19 protein-coding genes are annotated in these 17,191 nt (G+C 65.3%); 11 read left to right on the plus strand and 8 right to left on the minus strand.

What is annotated here, in order from left to right:
• From tolB to VCS63_RS25965, 5 genes are all read left to right on the plus strand, one after another.
• Positions 1-1,323, plus strand: a complete 1,323-nt coding sequence (gene tolB / locus VCS63_RS25945; RefSeq protein WP_042797547.1) for a Tol-Pal system beta propeller repeat protein TolB — start codon at positions 1-3, stop codon at positions 1,321-1,323.
• A 31-nt stretch (positions 1,324-1,354) separates the two neighbouring features.
• Positions 1,355-1,855 carry a peptidoglycan-associated lipoprotein Pal gene (gene pal / locus VCS63_RS25950; RefSeq protein ID WP_042796384.1) on the plus strand — a complete coding sequence of 167 codons (501 nt, stop codon included), beginning with the start codon at positions 1,355-1,357 and terminating at the stop codon, positions 1,853-1,855.
• 86 nt (positions 1,856-1,941) lie between these two features.
• Positions 1,942-2,631 carry a tol-pal system protein YbgF gene (ybgF, locus tag VCS63_RS25955; RefSeq protein WP_164793443.1) on the plus strand — a complete coding sequence of 230 codons (690 nt, stop codon included), beginning with the start codon at positions 1,942-1,944 and terminating at the stop codon, positions 2,629-2,631.
• Positions 2,631-3,674, plus strand: coding sequence for a FecCD family ABC transporter permease (locus VCS63_RS25960; RefSeq protein WP_063639718.1), 1,044 nt, complete (start codon positions 2,631-2,633; stop codon positions 3,672-3,674). Before ybgF ends, VCS63_RS25960 begins: the two co-directional genes overlap by 1 nt.
• A complete protein-coding gene (locus VCS63_RS25965) occupies positions 3,671-4,480 on the plus strand; it encodes an ABC transporter ATP-binding protein (RefSeq protein WP_323881450.1) in 810 nt (269 codons plus the stop codon). Before VCS63_RS25960 ends, VCS63_RS25965 begins: the two co-directional genes overlap by 4 nt.
• Before the next feature lie 10 nt (positions 4,481-4,490).
• On the opposite strand, the gene VCS63_RS25970 is transcribed toward VCS63_RS25965, so the two are convergent.
• Positions 4,491-4,988, minus strand: a complete 498-nt coding sequence (locus VCS63_RS25970) for a YbaK/EbsC family protein (protein WP_042797546.1) — start codon at positions 4,986-4,988, stop codon at positions 4,491-4,493.
• A 130-nt stretch (positions 4,989-5,118) separates the two neighbouring features.
• On the opposite strand from VCS63_RS25970, the gene VCS63_RS25975 reads away from it, so the two are divergent.
• Positions 5,119-5,928, plus strand: coding sequence for an alpha/beta fold hydrolase (locus VCS63_RS25975; protein WP_042796381.1), 810 nt, complete (start codon positions 5,119-5,121; stop codon positions 5,926-5,928).
• Between the two features lie 46 nt (positions 5,929-5,974).
• Here VCS63_RS25975 and VCS63_RS25980 read toward each other — a convergent pair whose 3' ends face one another.
• Positions 5,975-6,445, minus strand: a complete 471-nt coding sequence (locus tag VCS63_RS25980; RefSeq protein WP_063639720.1) for an Lrp/AsnC family transcriptional regulator — start codon at positions 6,443-6,445, stop codon at positions 5,975-5,977.
• 244 nt (positions 6,446-6,689) lie between these two features.
• On the opposite strand from VCS63_RS25980, the gene VCS63_RS25985 reads away from it, so the two are divergent.
• Positions 6,690-7,643: a DMT family transporter gene (locus VCS63_RS25985; protein ID WP_323881452.1), complete on the plus strand. Its 954-nt coding sequence runs from the start codon at positions 6,690-6,692 to the stop codon at positions 7,641-7,643.
• Between the two features lie 16 nt (positions 7,644-7,659).
• Here VCS63_RS25985 and fusA read toward each other — a convergent pair whose 3' ends face one another.
• The 4 genes from fusA to VCS63_RS26005 all read right to left on the minus strand — a co-directional run bounded on the left by fusA (position 7,660) and on the right by VCS63_RS26005 (position 12,481).
• Positions 7,660-9,771: an elongation factor G gene (fusA, locus tag VCS63_RS25990; RefSeq protein WP_175198833.1), complete on the minus strand. Its 2,112-nt coding sequence runs from the start codon at positions 9,769-9,771 to the stop codon at positions 7,660-7,662.
• A gap of 302 nt (positions 9,772-10,073) precedes the next feature.
• Complete coding sequence (locus VCS63_RS25995; RefSeq protein WP_042796378.1) at positions 10,074-10,538, minus strand: universal stress protein; 465 nt, start codon at positions 10,536-10,538, stop codon at positions 10,074-10,076.
• A 96-nt stretch (positions 10,539-10,634) separates the two neighbouring features.
• Positions 10,635-10,979 (minus strand): TIGR01244 family sulfur transferase, encoded by a 345-nt coding sequence (locus tag VCS63_RS26000; protein WP_042796377.1) that lies wholly within the window; start codon positions 10,977-10,979, stop codon positions 10,635-10,637.
• Positions 10,980-11,020: 41 nt separating this feature from the next.
• Complete coding sequence (locus VCS63_RS26005; protein ID WP_162726405.1) at positions 11,021-12,481, minus strand: PLP-dependent aminotransferase family protein; 1,461 nt, start codon at positions 12,479-12,481, stop codon at positions 11,021-11,023.
• A gap of 140 nt (positions 12,482-12,621) precedes the next feature.
• Between VCS63_RS26005 and VCS63_RS26010 the strand changes: the two genes are divergently transcribed.
• A complete protein-coding gene (locus VCS63_RS26010; protein ID WP_323881454.1) occupies positions 12,622-13,545 on the plus strand; it encodes a DMT family transporter in 924 nt (307 codons plus the stop codon).
• Entirely contained in the window at positions 13,542-14,186 is a 645-nt protein-coding gene (locus VCS63_RS26015; protein WP_042796375.1) for a LysE family translocator, read from the plus strand. The genes VCS63_RS26010 and VCS63_RS26015 overlap by 4 nt, the downstream gene beginning before the upstream one ends.
• 8 nt (positions 14,187-14,194) lie before the next feature.
• Here VCS63_RS26015 and VCS63_RS26020 read toward each other — a convergent pair whose 3' ends face one another.
• Positions 14,195-14,887 (minus strand): LrgB family protein, encoded by a 693-nt coding sequence (locus tag VCS63_RS26020; protein ID WP_042796374.1) that lies wholly within the window; start codon positions 14,885-14,887, stop codon positions 14,195-14,197.
• Positions 14,877-15,281: a CidA/LrgA family protein gene (locus VCS63_RS26025; protein ID WP_042796373.1), complete on the minus strand. Its 405-nt coding sequence runs from the start codon at positions 15,279-15,281 to the stop codon at positions 14,877-14,879. The genes VCS63_RS26020 and VCS63_RS26025 overlap by 11 nt, the downstream gene beginning before the upstream one ends.
• A gap of 96 nt (positions 15,282-15,377) precedes the next feature.
• On the opposite strand from VCS63_RS26025, the gene VCS63_RS26030 reads away from it, so the two are divergent.
• Positions 15,378-16,265 carry a LysR family transcriptional regulator gene (locus VCS63_RS26030; protein WP_323881456.1) on the plus strand — a complete coding sequence of 296 codons (888 nt, stop codon included), beginning with the start codon at positions 15,378-15,380 and terminating at the stop codon, positions 16,263-16,265.
• Between the two features lie 38 nt (positions 16,266-16,303).
• Positions 16,304-17,191: an alpha/beta hydrolase gene (locus tag VCS63_RS26035; protein ID WP_042796371.1), complete on the plus strand. Its 888-nt coding sequence runs from the start codon at positions 16,304-16,306 to the stop codon at positions 17,189-17,191.

Raw genomic sequence — 17,191 nt, forward strand, 5'->3', positions numbered from 1 at the left:
ATGACTCCCGCTTATAGCCGACGAGTACCCCCCCTCGCTCTCTGGCGATCGTATGGACTCGGGCTGCTGATGCTGGCGCTGGCCTGCCTGATGGCCATCAAGCCCGCCCATGCGCAGCTGCGCGTCGACATTTCCGGCACCGGGGCCACCCAATACCCCGTGGCCATCGCCGATTTCGCCGTCGATGACACCCATGGCCGCGCCTTGGCCGAAGTGATCCGCGCCGACCTGACCCGCACCGGCCAATTCCGTCTGATCAACGCCGCCGGTTCGGGCCTGAACGTCGACTCCCCCATCGCGCACGACGACTGGCGCGGCAAGGGCGCCGACTTCATCGCCTATGGCAGCATCACGCGTGGCGCCGACGGCCGCTACGATGTCCGCTACCGCTTGGCCGACACGGTCAAGAAGAGCCAGCTGGACGGCGTGGCGTTCTCGGGCACGGAGCAGGAACTGCGCCGCGTGGCGCACCAGATCGCCGACCGCATTTACGAGAAGATCACCGGCGTTCGCGGCGTGTTCTCGACCCGCATCGCCTACGTGCTGAAGAAGGGCGCCACCTACGAATTGCAGGTGGCTGACGCCGACGGCCAGAATCCCCAGGTTGCCCTGCGTTCGCGCGAACCCATCATTTCGCCGTCCTGGTCGCCCGATGGCTCCAAGCTGGCCTATGTGAGCTTCGAGTCCGGCAAACCTGTCGTCTACGTGCACAATCTCGCGTCCAGCGCGCGCGCTCCGGTTGCCAACTTCAAAGGTAACAACAGTGCACCGGGCTGGTCCCCGGACGGCACCAAGCTGGCGGTGGCTTTGACCCGCGATGGTTTGTCGCAAATTTACATCGTTGGCGCGACCGATGGCTCAAATCCGACGCGAGTTACGCGTTCTCCCGGGATTGACACCGAACCGAGCTTTACGCCAGACGGGGCTTCCATTATCTTTACGAGTGACCGCAGCGGCGGGCCGCAGATCTATCAGACCGGCTCGAGTGGCGGCGAAGCTCGCCGCCTCACGTTTAATGGTGGTTACAACATATCACCCCGAATTTCCCCCGACGGATCGACGCTACTGTACGTTGCAAGACGCGACGGCGCGTTTCGCATCGCGTCGTTGAACCTGTCCTCAGGCGCCGAGACCTTGTTGACTGATGGTCGTGACGATCAGTCCCCGAGTTTTGCGCCGAATGGAATGCAAGTCCTTTACGCAGCCATCCAAAACGGCCGTAGCGTGCTTGCAGGTGTCTCGAGCGATGGCCGCGTACGGCAGACGCTTTCGGTACTGAACGGGGAAATACGTGAACCGACTTGGGGCCCATTTACCCGATAACACGTGTGACTCTCTTTGCAAAGGAACTATCATGAAGTCGCGCATTGCCAAAAGCCTAACCATCGCCGCTCTGGCTGCCGCCCTGGCAGCTTGCAGCTCCGTCCCTCTCGACGATAAAGCGGGTCAGGGCGGAGGCGCTGGCCAAGGATCCTCGGCCTCTGGCCAGATCCTTGATCCCTTCAACCCCCAAAGCATCCTGGCGCAACAGCGCTCGGTGTACTTTGACTTCGACAGCTACACGGTGTCGGACCAGTACCGCAGCTTGGTCGAAACCCATGCCAAGTACCTGGCTTCGCATCAGCAGCAGACCATCAAGATCGAAGGCAACACCGACGAACGCGGCGGCGCTGAATACAACCTGGCCCTGGGCCAGCGCCGTGCCGACGCAGTGCGCCGCATGATGACCCTGCTGGGCGTCAGCGACAACCAGATCGAAACCATCAGCTTCGGTAAAGAAAAGCCGAAGGCGACTGGCACGTCGGAAGCTGACTTCGCGGAAAACCGCCGCGCCGATATCGTTTATCGCCGCTAAGCTTTTTCGTATAGTCTAGAGCCCTACCACGCGTCGGGACGGTCAACCGGCCGTCCCGACGTTTGTTTTTATACCCGGGAATTTTCATGCGCGATAACGTTCTGTCCCTGCGTCCTCTGATTGCGGCCACCGGCCTGGTGCTTGCAGCCCTGACGGCGCCCGCCCACGCTTTTTCCGACGATGAAGCCCGCCGGGCCATCCTGGATTTGCGCCAACAGGTGCAGCAACAGAACGAACAAAGCCAGCGCGCCAAGCTGCAACTGGCCGACCAGATCCAGGCCCTGCAACAGGAAGTCGCCCAATTGCGCGACCAGTTGGAACTGGTGTCGCGCCAGCAACCTTCGGCCAAGCCGGGCGGCGGCGCTGGCAGCGCGAATCCGCCGGGAGCGGCCGCTGGAGATGCCCAGGAACAAGCCGCCTATGACGGTGCGATCGACTTGTTCCGCAAGGGCCAGTACAAGGAAGCCTCCGAATCGCTGGCCGCGTTCACCGCCCTGTACCCCGCCAGCCAGCTTGCCCCCAGCGCCCAGTTCTACCTGGGTAGCAGCCGCTATGCCCTGAAGGACTTCAAGGGGGCCATCGAGCAGTTGAACGCCATGGTCCAGAAGGCCCCGGACAACGCGCGCGCGCCGGACGCCCTGCTGGTCATCGCCGGCAGCCAGATCGAGATGAACAATCGCGCCGGCGCCAAGACGACGTTGCAGCGCATTGTCCGCGACTACCCGACCACGCCGGCCGCCAATACGGCCAAGAGCCGCCTGCAGCTGTTGCAGTAATGCCGCCAACCGCAAGCGCGGTTGCCGCCTACCGGCACATCCTGCGCCGCCGGGCAGGGCTTATGGCCCTGCTTCTGGCGGCGCTTTTCATTGCGCTGCTGGCGGACTTCACGGTGGGGCCTGCGGGCCTGCCCTGGGGCGAACTCTGGCAGACCCTGACTGCCCCGGCGGCAGCCGACCCGACAACGCGCGTAATCGTATGGGACATCCGCCTGCCCTCCGCGCTGATGGCCGCGCTGGTCGGCATGGCGTTGGGAATGGCCGGCGCCGAAATGCAGACTATCCTGAACAACCCGCTGGCCAGCCCCTTCACGCTGGGCGTATCGTCCGCCGCCGCTTTCGGCGCCTCGCTGGCCATCGTGCTGCAGCTGGGGCTGCCGGGCATCCCGGCAGCCTGGCTGGTGGCTGGCAACGCCTTCCTGTTTGCCATGCTGGCGGCGCTGATGCTGGATGCCGTGACCCGCTGGGGCGGCATGAATACGTCGGGCGTGGTGCTGTTCGGCATTGCCATGCTATTCACCTTCAACGCCCTGGTATCCCTGGTGCAGTTCATGGCCAGCGCCGAGGCTTTGCAGAACCTGGTGTTCTGGACCATGGGCAGCCTGTCGCGCTCCAGCTGGACCACCGTTGGCGTGCTGGCGGCGGCCTATGCCCTGGCGCTGCCGTTGGCCATGCGCCAATCGTGGAAACTGACTGCGCTGCGCCTGGGCGAGGACCGCGCCGCGAGCTTTGGCGTGGACGTGCGCCGCGTGCGCGTCGCAGCGCTGGCCCGCGTCAGCCTGCTGTCGGCGCTGGCGGTGGCCTTCGTTGGCACGATCGGCTTCATCGGGCTGGTTGCACCGCACATTGCGCGGCGGCTGTTTGGCGAGGATCACCGATTCTTCCTGCCGGGTAGCGCGCTAGTGGGCGCGGTGATCCTGTCCCTGGCGTCCATTGCATCCAAGAACCTCATGCCGGGCGTGATCGTGCCGGTCGGCATCGTGACCGCCCTGGTCGGCATTCCCTTCTTCGCGTCGGTCGTGCTGCGCCGACAGATGCCATGACCGCACCCAGCCCCTCACTTGCGCCGGCGCTGTCCGTGCAGGGTCTCACGGCCGGCTACGGGCGGGCGGAAGTGCTGCATGCCCTGTCTATACCCGAGTTGCCCGCAGGCCAGGTAACCGCCCTGCTCGGTCCCAATGGCAGCGGCAAATCCACCCTGCTCAAAGCGCTGGCGGGACTCGTGCGCGTGCGCGCGGGTAGCGCGCCGCTGGACGGCCGCGACCTCGTCCGGCAAAGCTTCGGTGAGCGCGCGCGCCAGGTCGTCTACCTGCCCCAGGGCCTGCCTGCCGCCGTACACCTGCGGGTATTCGAATCCGTGTTGGTAGCGGCCAAGGCGGGCGATGGGCTGGCCTCGCCGGTGGACATGCAGGCCATAGACCGGTTGCTGGAGCGGCTAGGTATTGCCCACCTGGCCTTGCAGTATCTGGATTCACTGTCTGGCGGACAGAAGCAATTGGTGGGACTGGCCCAAGCCCTGATTCGGCATCCACGCGTGCTGCTGCTGGACGAGCCTCTGTCGGCGCTGGACCTGAACTACCAGTTCCACGTCATGCGGCTGCTACGGCAGGAAACCCGGGAACACGGCTTGATCAGCATCATCGTGCTGCACGATCTCAATGTAGCGCTGCAGCACGCCGACCGGGCCGTCATGATCCATGACGGCCGGCTGCATGCGGCGGGTTTGCCGGCGGACGTGATTACTCCCGCCTCGCTGGCGGCAGTGTATGGGGTTCAAGGCCGTGTGGAAGCGTGTTCGCGCGGCTTGCGGCAAGTGCTGATCGACGGGCTGGAAGCGCGCCCGCACTGATCCGCGCAATTCAGGCGCGCAAGGCCACGTCCACGACCGGCGCGCCGGTCATGTCCGCCAGCTGCCGCGGGGTCAGGTTGAACACCGCATGCGGATGGCCTGCGGCGGCCCACAGGCTGTCGTAGTTGAAGAGATCCGCGTCCAGCAACATCACCGGTTTGACCGCGTGGCCGATGGGGCACACGCCGCCGATCGCATACCCGGTCATGTCGCGCACGAATTTTGCGTCCGCCTTGGCAAGCTCGCCCACTTGCGAGGCCACCTTGGCCTCGTCCACGCGGTTTGCGCCGCTGGCGATCACCAGCACCGGCGCATCGTCGGCGGCGCGCCGGAAAATGATGGATTTGGCGATCTGCGCGACTTCACAACCCAGGCCGGCCGCAGCTTCCGCCGATGTCTTGCCGGTCTGCGGCAGGACGACCACGGGTTTGTCATGCCCCAACTCCAGCAGCAGACGCGCAACGCGCTGGGCGGACTCGGGCAAGGCGGCAAGAGACTCGGGGGACATCAGGGCGGCTCCGTTGAAAGAGGGAATCCGGCGCGGATAGCGCGCCGGCATGTCGGAAAACGAGTTTATCAGCGCCGGGGCGAAGCGCCAGCGGGCTAGAATGCGGACCTGGCTTTCCCATCCGACACCCATGCGTTCCGAACCCGTCCTGCCCCTGCAAACCGCCCTGATCGACGGCTACGCCATGTCCTACACCGAGTATGGCCGCGGCACGCCTCTGGTACTGGTGCACGGATCCTTGTCCGACTGCCGGTACTGGAAGTCGCAAATGGCGCCCCTGGGCAAATCGTTCCGCGTACTGGCGGTATGCCTGCGTCGCTACTGGCCCGAAACCTGGAACGGTGAAGGCGAGGGCTTTTCGATCGAACAACATGCCAAGGACGTCTTGGAGTTCATCGATAGCGTGGCGGGCGGACCTGCCCATCTGGTGGGCCATTCCCGCGGCGGCCGCGTCGCGTTGGAAGCGGCACTGCGCCAGCCCGATGCACTGCGCACCCTGACCCTGGCCGATCCCGGCTTGCCTCTGCCCGGCGACGACGACCTGCGCGGCGGCTTTCGCCAGCGGGCGCTCGCGCTCATCCGCGACGGCGAGATCGAAGCGGGGCTGGCGCTCTTCGTCGATACGGTAACGGGTCCCGACACCTGGCAGCGCATGGTGCCTTGGTTCAAGGAAATGGTGCGCGACAACGTCGGCACCCTGTTTGGCCAGGCCGAGGAAAAGCCCGAAGCGCTGACGCCGGCGCAGATCAGCACGCTGAAGCTGCCGACCCTGCTGATCGGTGGCGCGCTCAGTCCCGCGCCCTACCCCGCCGTGTTGGACGCGCTGTCGCAATGGTTGCCGCAAGCAGAGCGGGTAACCATCACCGGATCCTCGCACGGCATGAACCTGGGCAACCCGCGCGCCTTCAACGGCGCCATCGAAACATTCATCGGCGGCTGAACCGCGCCTGGCCGCTGGGCCGAGACCGGGCCGAAGACGCGTGTATTCAGGGTTCGACCGAAGGCGTGTGCTTGAGGCGACGCAGCACGAATGTGGATCGGCTGTGCCGCACGCCGCGCAGCTTGTAGAGCCGCTTGCGCAGGAATTCCTCGTAGCCTTCGGTGCCCGCCACCGCCACTTTGATCAGATAGTCGTATTCGCCCGTCACGAGAAAGGCCTCGACCACTTCCGGCAGCCGGGTGATTTCTTCGCCGAAACGCGCCAGCGTATCGTCGTCATGGTGCTCCAGCGTCACTTCGATCATCACGGTGTCCGGCAAGCCCAGCGCTTTCTGGTTCAGCAGGGCGGCATAACCCTCGATCACGCCGGCCTCCTCCAGCGCCTTGACCCGGTTCCAGCATGGCGTGGGCGATAGGCCCACCTGTTCGGCCAGCTTCAGATTGGTAAGGCGTCCGTCCGCGCGCAAGGCGCGCAGGATCTTGCGGTCGGTTTCGTCGATTTTGGGCGGCATGGACATGGAACGCGGCGGGAAAAGAGAATATCCCTAAAAATTCGAATTTTACAGGATATATATTTTTCAAATTCGGCCGATTTGGCGTGAATGAGGAAACCTATTTTGCGTCCCTGCCCGTAGACTTTCCTGCAAGACGGCCAACTATCCCGGCTGTCCGATTTCGGTGTCAACGCTGCGGCACAACCCGGCGCAGGCGCCGGTAGTTCCAACGCAGCACGCCGCGCGCCGATCCGCGCGGCAGGAAACCATGTCTCTCGCAGCAGCACCCGCAAGAACCGGCCTGGGCCTCTCCGGCGCCGCCATGCTTTTCACCGCTCCGGCGCTATTCGCCTCCAACATGGTGGCGGCCCGCTGGGCCCATGACGCCAGTCTCCCTCCCGTCTTCCTGGCCTTCGGCCGTTGGCTGATCGCCCTGCTGATCCTCCTGCCGCTGGCCGCGCCCGCCTTGCGCTCGCACCGCAAGGCCCTGCGGCGCGCCCTGCCGTCGTTGGCGCCACTGGCCGTGCTGGGCATGGGGGTGGCGGTAGCGCCGCAATACATCGGCGCCCAGAGCACTAGCGCTACCAATATCGCGCTGATCTTTTCGTGCAGCCCCATCCTGGTGGCGCTGCTGGAGGCCGCCATCTGGCGCAAGCCGTTATCCGCCCTGCGCGGCGCCGGCCTGATGCTGGCACTGAGCGGGGTGCTGGTGGTGCTGGCGCGTGGCGACGCGCAGGCACTGGCCAAGCTGGCATTCGGACAAGGCGATCTGTGGGTATTGCTGGCCGCGACCGGCTGGGCCTTCTATACGGTGCTGCAAAAACGTTTGAGCCTGCCGGCGGTGCCGGACAGCGCCCGGCTGGCGACCATGATGCTGGGCGGCGTGCTGGCGCTGGCCCCCTTTGCCGCCATCGAGACCGCCGCCGGCGCCACGCCGCCTTGGGGCGATCCGCGCCTGGCCGCCGTGCTGCTGTTCCTGGCGGTGGTGCCCAGCCTGGGCGCGTATTACGTGTACGGCCGTTTGATCAGCCTGGCCGGCCCCGCTACGGCAGGGCTGTCCATGTTCCTGGTGCCGGTGTATGCCGCGCTGCTGGCCTGGCCGCTGCTAGGCGAGACCCCGCAGTTGTTCCACGCCTATGGATTCGTGATGATCCTGCTGGGCGTAAAGCTGGCCTCGTCGCGCATGCGCGCGGCGGCCCCGACGGCCGCCGCCCCCGCCTGACACGCGCCACGCAGGCTCAGCGGCCCGAGCCCTGGGCCGCCATCACTTCCTGCGCGACCTGGCGCGGCGCTTCCGCATAGTGCTTGAACTCCATGCTGTAGGTCGCGCGCCCCTGGGTCAGGGACCGCAGCGACGTCGAATAGCCGAACATCTCGGCCAGCGGCACTTCGGCGCGCACCAGCTTGCCGCCACCGCCCGCGATGTCCTCCATGCCCTGCACCATGCCGCGCCGCGACGACAGATCGCCCATGACGTTGCCGGTGAAGTCCTCGGGCGTTTCCACCTCGACCTGCATCATCGGTTCAAGCAACACAGGGTCCGCGCGGCGCATGCCTTCCTTGAACGCCATCGCGCCCGCCATCTTGAAGGCGTTCTCGTTCGAATCCACATCGTGGTATGACCCGAAGAACAGCGTCGCCTTCACGTCCACGACGGGATAGCCCGCCAACACGCCGGCATTGAGCGCTTCGCGTATACCCTTGTCGACAGCCGGGATGAATTCGCGCGGCACCACGCCGCCCTTGATGGCATCGACAAATTCGTAGCCCTTGCCCGGTTCCTGGGGCTCCAGCTTAAGCACCACATGGCCGTACTGGCCCCGCCCGCCGGACTGCTTGACGAATTTTCCTTCGACCTCGTTGCAGGTCTTGCGGATGGTTTCGCGGTACGCCACCTGGGGCTTGCCTACGGTGGCCTCGACGCCGAACTCACGCTTCATGCGGTCGACCAGAATTTCCAGGTGCAACTCGCCCATGCCGGAAATAATGGTCTGGCCGGACTCTTCATCCGTGCGCACGCGGAAAGAAGGATCCTCTTGCGCCAGGCGGCCCAATGCAATGCCCATTTTTTCCTGGTCGGCCTTGGTCTTGGGCTCCACGGCCTGGGAAATGACCGGCTCGGGAAAGACCATGCGTTCCAGGATGATGACGTGCGCAGGATCGGTCAGCGTGTCGCCGGTGGTGACGTCCTTGATGCCCACCGCCGCGGCGATGTCGCCCGCATAGACCTCGGTAATCTCGCGCCGCTCGTTGGCATGCATCTGCAGGATGCGCCCCAGCCTTTCGCGCTTTTCCTTGATGGGATTGAAAACCGAATCGCCCGATTTCACCACGCCAGAATAAACGCGGAAGAACACCAACTGGCCCACGAAGGGATCCGTCATGATCTTGAAGGCCAGGGCCGAGAACGGTTCGTTGTCGGCGGGATGGCGTTCGATTTCATGGTCGCGCTGATCGTGGCCCTTGATGGCGGGCACGTCCACGGGCGACGGCATGTAATCGATCACCGCGTCCAGCATGGCCTGCACGCCTTTGTTCTTGAATGCGCTGCCACAGAGCATGGGCACGATTTCGTTGGCGATCGTGCGCATGCGCAAGCCTTGCTTGATCTCCTCTTCGGTCAGCGGTTCGCCCGACAGATACTTTTCAAGCAAGGTTTCATTGGCTTCCGCCGCCTTCTCCACCATCTTGTCGTGCCACTCCTGCGCCTGCGCCTGCATCGCGGCCGGGATGTCGCGATACTCGAAGCGCACGCCCTGGCTGGCCTCGTCCCAGATGATGGCTTTCATCTTCACCAGGTCGATCACGCCCTCGAAGTGGTCCTCGGCCCCAACAGGCAGCTGGATGGGCACGGCGTCGCCCTTCAGGCGTTCGGCGATCTGCCTTTGCACGCGCAGGAAATCCGCGCCGACGCGGTCCATCTTGTTGACGAAGGCCAACCGCGGCACTTTATATTTGTTGGCCTGGCGCCAGACGGTTTCGGATTGAGGCTGCACGCCGCCCACGGCGTCGTAGACCATCACCGCGCCATCCAGCACGCGCATGGAACGCTCGACCTCGATGGTGAAGTCCACGTGGCCCGGCGTGTCGATGATGTTGATGCGATGTTCCGGGTAGTTGCCGGCCATGCCCTTCCAGAAAGCCGTGGTGGCGGCCGACGTGATGGTGATGCCGCGTTCCTGCTCCTGCTCCATCCAGTCCATCACGGCGGCGCCATCGTGCACTTCGCCGATTTTGTGGGTGATGCCGGTATAGAAGAGGATGCGCTCGGTGGTGGTTGTTTTGCCCGCGTCGATATGGGCGCTGATGCCGATATTGCGGTATAGCTCGATACGCGTCTTGCGAGTCATGGCCTCTTCCCTTGCAGTGAACTACGGGGCGAAGACGGCAAGCCCGACCGGGCCTTGCCGCGGCGGGCGCCATGCCGCGCAGGGTGTTTGGGAATGGCGAAATCGCGCCCGCACTGATGCATAAATATTACGCGCCATGCGACAAGTTATATAGGCCCCCACGCTTCGCCACTACGTGGCTCTCTGCCCGCCGAGGAGGCTTTTTTTCCTTGGGGCGGCCCGGCGGAAAAAACATTCTTGCGAGCAAAAAAAAACCCCTCGCGAACGAGGGGCTTGTCTGCCTTGCACCTGTTTGGGGCAGGCTATTTCTTTTCTTCCTTGACGCGGTACACCAGCACAGCGGTGCTGGCCAGCGACAGGACCTTGGCGGTGACGCTGCCCAGCAGCAGGCGCGACAGGCCGCTGCGACCGTGGCTACCGATGAAGATCAGGTCGCAGCCGGCGTCGGCGGCGGCTTGCACAATGCCATCGGCCACGTTGAAGTTCGACACGGCGCGCGACTCGGACTTCACGCCGGCGGTGTCGGCGCGGTCGGTAATCTGCTTGAGATACTTGTCAGCCTGCTCGGCGGAAGCCTTTTCGTAGTCTTCGTCGGTAATGGCGTATGCGGCGGCCATGCCGTCGAAACCGATCGTGGCTGCGAAGGGCTGCGTCACGTAGAGCGCGACGATTTCCGCGCCCACGGAGCGCGCGAAGCAAATGCCGGCATTGGCGGCTTGGGCCGAGAGCGGGGAACCGTCGGTGGGAATCAGGATCTTCTTGAACATCTTGCCTGCTCCTGTTTGTGAGGTAGCTCCATGCTACCGGAAACGCGCCAGGTTCACATCAATTGAACCGGGCGCGCCTTGACGCGCATCAAGCGTTCAGCCCAACTGCTGGGCGGCGGCGAACAGGTTGGTGCAGCGGGTGCCGGTGCGGCAGTACGCCAGGACGGGGCCCGGCAGCGTGCGCAGCAGCTCCGCGAAGCGCACCACGTCGGCGGCGGTCATGGCGCTGCCCACCACGGGTTGATATTCGATCTGCAGGCCGGCGGCCAACGCGGCCTTGGAGACGTCGGCTGCGGTCGGCTGGTCAGGGCCGCCTTCGAAATCGGGACGGTTGATGATGACGCTTTTGTAGCCGGCGGCGGCGACGTCCGCCATGTCGTCCGGGCCGAGCTGCGGCGCGACGGCGAAATTCTGGGTCAGGGGCTTGATGGGTGCGGACATGGCGATTCCTTCAATGGCTTCAACGAGATAGCTCTCTATTATTAATTGCTGGCGGCGTTTTGCGCGAAGATTTTTTCCAGATCCGTCCAGACGCCGCGATGATCGACGATCGTGACCGAAAAGCGCAGCATGGTCGACGGCGCCTGGGAGGGCGAAAACAGCGTGCCCGGCGCCAGCAGCATGCCGTGGTCGGCCGCAACGCGCGCCAACGCCTCGGTATCGCGGCCGTAGTCTGCCCACACGAACATGCCCGCATGCGGCTCGTGGTGCACTGTCAAACCCAGCTTCAAAAGCCCTTTCAGGCAGCGTTGCCGGGCGTCGTCCACCCTCAGGCGCACACGCTCGATATGGCGCCGGTACTGCCCTTCCATGAGCACGCGGTGAATGACCCGTTCACCCAGTTCGGGCGAAGTCAGGCCGGCGAGCATCTTGAGGTCCGCCAGTTTTTGCAGAATCTCGGGATTCGCCGCCAGATAGCCCACGCGCAGGCTGGCCGCCAGCATCTTGGAGTAGCCGCCCACCAGGATCACCCGTTTGAGGCGGTCCAGGGCGGCCAGTTTCATGGCCCCGCCCGGATGCAGTTCCCCGTAGGTGTCGTCCTCGACCACCAGGAAATCGTGGCGCTCGGCGATGCGCAGGATGTCATAGGCGGCGCCCGCCGACAGGCTGTGGCCGGTGGGGTTGTGCACCGAACCATTGATGATGAAGAGCTTGGGCTTGTGCTGCGCCGCCAGTTGCTCGAGCAGCGCCGTGTCGGGGCCATCGGGCCCGCGGGGCACGCCGATCAGGCGCGCGCCGAATGCGGCCAGCCGGCCAAAAATGACAAACCACGCGGGATCTTCGACCAGCACGGTGTCGCCCGGCTTGACCAGATGCCTCGCGATCAGGTCCAGGCCGTGTGTCACCCCGTTCGTGGTCAACAGGTTGAGCTCCGGATGCGCCGGCACGCCATCGTTCTGCAGGAACGCGGCGATCTGCTGGCGCAGCGGCGCGAAGCCCTGGGGATGCCCATAGCTGACCAAGTGGCCGCGCACGGAGCGCCCCACGGCGCGCACCGCCCCCGCCACCATCTCGGGATCCAGCCAATCCGCCGGCAACAGGCCCGCGCCGCCCGGCATGCCTGAAGGATTGGCGTCGCGGAACATGCTGCGCAGCAGCCAGGCGACGTCGATCCGCGCGGGAGGCGCCAGGGACACGGGCGCCGCGCTGGCAACGGCGGCCAGTTGCCCGCTGCGCGCCCGGACGAAAAAGCCGGCGCCCCGGCGCGACTGCACCAGGCCACGGGCGACCAGGCGGTCATACGCCTCGACGACGGTGAAACGGCTGACGCCGGACTGTTCTGCCATCTTGCGGATCGACGGCAGCCGGGTGCCGGGCCGCAGGCCCTGTTCGTCGATACGGCGCGCGAGCCCGTCGGCCAACTGTGCCACCAGAGTGGCATCGGCCTGGCGCACGGGCTGCCAGGGCATGGAGGTGGAAGCAGCGGCAGAAGCAACTGTCATGGAGATTTCACCAGGCCAGTGATTAAAGTGACATGCAAAAGTGTACCGGTACTGTACCGATGACTATGCGTAGAGTGACAGCAATGCCGAAAACCCGCAATAGCGGGTAGCCCTGGCGTTCCCCTTTCTTGGTGGCTGTGATGACCCGTCCCGCTTTCTATCCGACCTCCCAGGGCGCGCCCGCCGCGCCTGCCCCGCTCTGGGAGGGCTACGGCTATGGCTTTCTGGGCGTAATGGTCTTTTCCCTGACACTACCCATGACCCGCCTGGCGGTCGGCGAACTGGCGCCGCTGCTGGTGGGGCTGGGCCGCGCGCTCCTGGCGGCCGTGCCAGCTGTCGCCGTGCTCTGGTTGACACGCGCCCGCAGGCCGAACCGTGAGGAGTGGCCCGGCGTGATCCTGGCCGCGCTGGGCATCGTGGTGGGCTGGCCGTTGGCATCCTCGCTTGCCATGCAATCCGTGCCGGCGGCGCAGGGCGCCGTGTTCAATGGGCTGCTGCCGTTGTCGACCGCCGCCTTTGCCGCGTTACGCAGCGGCGAGCGTCCGTCGCCTGCGTTCTGGACATGGGCGGTACTGGGTGCAGCGCTGGTCACGGCCTACGCCTGGCGGCAAAGCAACGGCACGCTGGAACCGGGCTATCTGTGGTTGCTGGCGGCCGTGCTGCTGGGCGGGATGGGCTATGCCGAAGGCGCCCGCGCCTCGCGCACCCTGGGCGGCGGACGCACAATCTGCTGGGCGCTCGCGATCAGCGCCCCGGTGGTGGCGGCGCCTGTGGGCTGGATGGCCGCGCAACAGGCCAGTTGGCCCAGCGCCCCGGTGATCTATGCCTGCGCCTATCTGGCGCTGGGCTCCATGTTTCTGGGCTTTTTTGCGTGGTATCGAGGCCTGGCCGTGGGTGGAATCGCCCGGGTCGGCCAAGTGCAGTTGCTGCAGCCGTTCCTGACGGTCGTGGCGGCCGCCATGTTGTTTGGCGAGTCCGTGGAACCGGCGACCTATTTCTTCGCCGCTGCCGTGATCGCCGTTATCGCCGGCGGACGCCGCGCCATCGTCAGGACCAAAAAATGAATCTGTTTCCCGCCAACTGGGCCGACGTGCCCTTGATGTCGCTGTCCCTGCTGGGCCCCTTGGCGATGTTCGCGCTCGTCAGTTCGATCACGCCCGGACCCAACAACGTAATGCTGGCTTCGTCCGGCCTGAATTTCGGGTTCCGGCGCAGCGTGCCTCACCTGCTGGGCGTGAACCTGGGTTTCACGCTGATGATTTTCCTGGTTGGCATCGGGCTGGGCTCGGTATTCCAGCAAGTGCCGCAGCTATACACCGTACTCAAGTACGCAGGCGCGGCCTATCTGCTGTACCTGGCCTGGAAGATTGCGAATTCCGGCGAAATGGACGACGGCGAGGCCCGCGGCAAGCCCTTCACCTTTCTGCAGGCCGCCGCGTTCCAGTGGGTCAATCCCAAGGCCTGGGTCATGGCCGTGGGCGTGATCGCAACCTACACGCCGCAGAACGGCTTCTTCGCCAACCTGATCATTGCCACGGTCGTCTGCGGCATCGTCAACCTGCCCAGCATCGGCATCTGGGTGACTTTCGGCACGGCGCTGCGCCGCGTGCTGCACAAGCCGTGGGCAATCCGCGCCTTCAATGTGGGCATGGCGCTGCTGCTGGTGGCCTCTCTGTATCCGGTAGTACTGGAACTGGTGCACTGACACGGCCGTCAGGCAAGCAATCCCACCACCACGGCGGGCGTGACCAGCACGTTGAACAGGCCCGCCATAACCATCACCAGGCCGGCGACGGCGCCCTCATCGGCCGCCAGTTCGCGGGCCTTGGCCGTTCCGGCGCCATGTGCGCCCATGCCAAACAGCGCCCCGCGCGCCAACGCCGAACGCAACGGCAACCAACGCCTCATTAACTGGCCGAGCGCGGCGCCGAACACGCCCGTGACGATCACGAAAACGGCGGTAAGGTCAGGCACTCCGCCCACATGGGACGACACGGCCACGGCGAACGGCGTGGCCACCGAGCGCGGCAACAGGCTCAGCCGCAGGTCTGGCGATAGGCCCAGCAGACTGCCTAGCATCCAGGCGCTGGCACCCGCGATCAGGCTGCCCACCGCCACGCCAGCCACCAGCACGGGCCAATAACGCCGGATGAGCGCGCGCTGCTCGTATAGCGGTAGTGCGAAGGCGACGATGACCGGGCCCAGCATCGCCATCAGCCAATGCGACCCTGCCATGTAGTCCCGATACCCGGTATGCAGCGCAATGGCCAGCGCCAGCAGCAGCGCGGGCGCCACGACCAGGGTCGATGTGCACCAGTAAGCGTAGCGCCGGTAAAGCAGGCGCGCGCACACATATGCCAGCACGGTCGCGGCAGGCCAGAACAGCAGGTTGAAATCAGCCGGCATGGCGGTTCATCCAGCGGTAGCAGAGATCGATGGTCAAGGCGGTGCCGGTCATCACCAGGGCGGTGCCCAGCAGGATGACGGCCAGCAGCTTCAGCCCCAGCAGGCCAAGGAATTCACGATGATCCAGCAGCGACATGACGGCGGGCACGAAGAACAGCAGCATCTCGCCCAGCAGCCAACTGGCCCCCCGGTGCACATTGCGCACGCGCAGCCGGCGCGTGGCCAACAGGAACAGCACCAACGCCATGCCTATGACGCCGCCCGGCACGGGCAGGCCCAGCACTTGGGCCAGCGCCTGGCCCAACAAAGAGAAGAGAACCAGCAGGCAGATCTGCAACACGCGGCTGCGGCGCAGCCAGCTGCGTAGAAGAATGGCGAGGGGTAGGCGAGACATCGAATGGGTTCCTGCGGGCAGTAGATGTTTTACGCCTCCGCGCCATATAGATAAAATGAATTCATTGAATTCAACCTATTCCAACTGGGAATACGCATGGAACTGCGCCCCTTGCGCGCCTTGGTCGAAGTGGTCCGCCAGGGCGGTTTCTCCCAAGCGGCCAAGGCAGTCTTCGCCACCCAGCCCACCGTGAGCAAGGCGGTGCGTCAGCTGGAAGACGAACTGGGCATGCCGTTGCTGGACCGCCACGCCCAGCCTCCGCGGCTGACGGCTGCTGGCGAAATCGTCTACCGCCGCGCCGTGGCCATGCTGGCGCAGCGCGACGACTTGTATGCCGAACTCGACGAATTGAAGGGGCTCAAGCGCGGCGTGCTGCGCCTGGGCCTGCCGCCGCTGGGCAGCAGCACCCTGTTTGCGCCGATGTTCGCGCGCTTCCGCAGCCGCTATCCGCAGGTCGAGATCAGCCTGGTGGAACACGGCAGCCGCCGCCTGGAAGAAATGGTGATGGCCGGCGAAATCGAGCTGGCGGCCTCGCTCAAGCCAGTGCCCGACATTTTTGAATGGCAGCCCGTGGCCCGCGAACCGCTGGTGGCGCTGATGCCCGCGGACCATCCCAAGGCGCGCGCCGACAGCGTGGGGCTAAGCGAACTGCGGGACTCGCCCTTCGTACTGTTCGAAACGGGCTTTGCCCTGAACCGCATCATTTACGACGCCTGCCAGCGTGCCGGCTTCGCACCGTCCATCGCCGCGCGCAGCGGCCAGATCGACTTCATCGTGGCGCTGGTGGCTGCAGGGCTCGGTGTCGCTTTCCTGCCGCGCCTGAAGGCCCGTGAAGAGCTCCATGCCGGCGTGGCGCGCGTGCCGCTGCGCGATGCCGGCACGGACTGGGAAATGGTGCAGGTCTGGCGCCGAGGCGGCTACCTGTCGCACGCCGCCCAGGCCTGGCTGGCCTTGACGCGCGAAGTCCATCCCGAAGTATGCTGATGCCGGAACCCAGCCGCCCCGCCAGGGTCAGATATCCCATGCCCGCCCTAACCCGATTCTCTCCCCGCCGCCTGTTCGCCGTCGCCCTGCTTGCGGGCGCCAGTGTCGTGGGCTGCTCTCAGCTCGATTCCTGGCAACGGCAGACCATTTTTTCTCCCCAGTCCGAACCGCAGACCTGGTGGCGCGAGCCCGCCGCCGGCACCAAGGTCTATGACCTGACGCTGGCCGGCGGCGACAAAATACGCGCTTGGTATTGGCAAAGCCCGCAGGCCGGCGCGCCGACCGTGCTGTACCTGCACGGCGCACGCTGGAACCTGAATGGCAGCGCCTTTCGCATCGACGGCTGGACGCGCATGGGCTATTCCGTGCTGGCCATTGACTATCGCGGTTTCGGGGCGTCGACTCCGCGCCTGCCGTCGGAGGAAAGCGCGCTGGAAGACGCCATGGCCGGCTTGAAGGAACTGGCCCGGATCCAGCCCGATCCGTCACGCCGTTTCATCTACGGCCATAGCCTGGGCGGCGCGATCGCAATCGATCTGGCCGCGCGTCCGGAACAGCCCGCGTTTGCCGGCCTGATCGTGGAGTCCAGCTTTACGAGCATCGGCGCAATGCTGGCCACGCTGCGTTGGGGCAAACTGCCGGGCGCAAGCCTGCTGGTCACGCAACCATTCGCCTCGGTGGACAAGCTGGCCCGCATGCGCACGCCGATGCTGTTCATGCACGGCACCGCCGACCGCGTGGTGCCGCACACCATGAGCGACGAACTCTACGCAGCCGCCAGCAACGTCGCGCCCGAGCTCAAGCGCTTGGTCAAGATCGAAGGCGCCTCGCACTCGGGCGCGTTCCGCAGCGGCGCGCAGTACGAAACCGCGGTAAAGACCTTCATGCAGGACGCGAGCCGCGCCTACCCACGCAAGGCCGGCTAG

This window comes from Achromobacter sp. D10, from assembly GCF_035282245.1.
In the GTDB taxonomy this organism is placed as follows: domain Bacteria; phylum Pseudomonadota; class Gammaproteobacteria; order Burkholderiales; family Burkholderiaceae_B; genus Achromobacter; species Achromobacter insolitus.

What these genes read in the sequence shown, in the direction of transcription:
- VCS63_RS26015 (WP_042796375.1), top strand. Translation starts at nt 13,542, where the DNA reads ATGAATCTGTTTCCCGCCAACTGGGCCGACGTGCCCTTGATGTCGCTG.
- VCS63_RS26025 (WP_042796373.1), bottom strand. Translation starts at nt 15,281, where the DNA reads ATGTCTCGCCTACCCCTCGCCATTCTTCTACGCAGCTGGCTGCGCCGC.
- VCS63_RS25965 (WP_323881450.1), top strand. Translation starts at nt 3,671, where the DNA reads ATGACCGCACCCAGCCCCTCACTTGCGCCGGCGCTGTCCGTGCAGGGT.
- VCS63_RS26020 (WP_042796374.1), bottom strand. Translation starts at nt 14,887, where the DNA reads ATGCCGGCTGATTTCAACCTGCTGTTCTGGCCTGCCGCGACCGTGCTG.
- VCS63_RS25970 (WP_042797546.1), bottom strand. Translation starts at nt 4,988, where the DNA reads ATGTCCCCCGAGTCTCTTGCCGCCTTGCCCGAGTCCGCCCAGCGCGTT.
- VCS63_RS26005 (WP_162726405.1), bottom strand. Translation starts at nt 12,481, where the DNA reads ATGACAGTTGCTTCTGCCGCTGCTTCCACCTCCATGCCCTGGCAGCCC.
- VCS63_RS26030 (WP_323881456.1), top strand. Translation starts at nt 15,378, where the DNA reads ATGGAACTGCGCCCCTTGCGCGCCTTGGTCGAAGTGGTCCGCCAGGGC.
- VCS63_RS26000 (WP_042796377.1), bottom strand. Translation starts at nt 10,979, where the DNA reads ATGTCCGCACCCATCAAGCCCCTGACCCAGAATTTCGCCGTCGCGCCG.
- pal (WP_042796384.1), top strand. Translation starts at nt 1,355, where the DNA reads ATGAAGTCGCGCATTGCCAAAAGCCTAACCATCGCCGCTCTGGCTGCC.
- VCS63_RS25960 (WP_063639718.1), top strand. Translation starts at nt 2,631, where the DNA reads ATGCCGCCAACCGCAAGCGCGGTTGCCGCCTACCGGCACATCCTGCGC.
- ybgF (WP_164793443.1), top strand. Translation starts at nt 1,942, where the DNA reads ATGCGCGATAACGTTCTGTCCCTGCGTCCTCTGATTGCGGCCACCGGC.
- tolB (WP_042797547.1), top strand. Translation starts at nt 1, where the DNA reads ATGACTCCCGCTTATAGCCGACGAGTACCCCCCCTCGCTCTCTGGCGA.
- fusA (WP_175198833.1), bottom strand. Translation starts at nt 9,771, where the DNA reads ATGACTCGCAAGACGCGTATCGAGCTATACCGCAATATCGGCATCAGC.
- VCS63_RS26010 (WP_323881454.1), top strand. Translation starts at nt 12,622, where the DNA reads ATGACCCGTCCCGCTTTCTATCCGACCTCCCAGGGCGCGCCCGCCGCG.
- VCS63_RS26035 (WP_042796371.1), top strand. Translation starts at nt 16,304, where the DNA reads ATGCCCGCCCTAACCCGATTCTCTCCCCGCCGCCTGTTCGCCGTCGCC.
- VCS63_RS25995 (WP_042796378.1), bottom strand. Translation starts at nt 10,538, where the DNA reads ATGTTCAAGAAGATCCTGATTCCCACCGACGGTTCCCCGCTCTCGGCC.
- VCS63_RS25980 (WP_063639720.1), bottom strand. Translation starts at nt 6,445, where the DNA reads ATGTCCATGCCGCCCAAAATCGACGAAACCGACCGCAAGATCCTGCGC.
- VCS63_RS25975 (WP_042796381.1), top strand. Translation starts at nt 5,119, where the DNA reads ATGCGTTCCGAACCCGTCCTGCCCCTGCAAACCGCCCTGATCGACGGC.
- VCS63_RS25985 (WP_323881452.1), top strand. Translation starts at nt 6,690, where the DNA reads ATGTCTCTCGCAGCAGCACCCGCAAGAACCGGCCTGGGCCTCTCCGGC.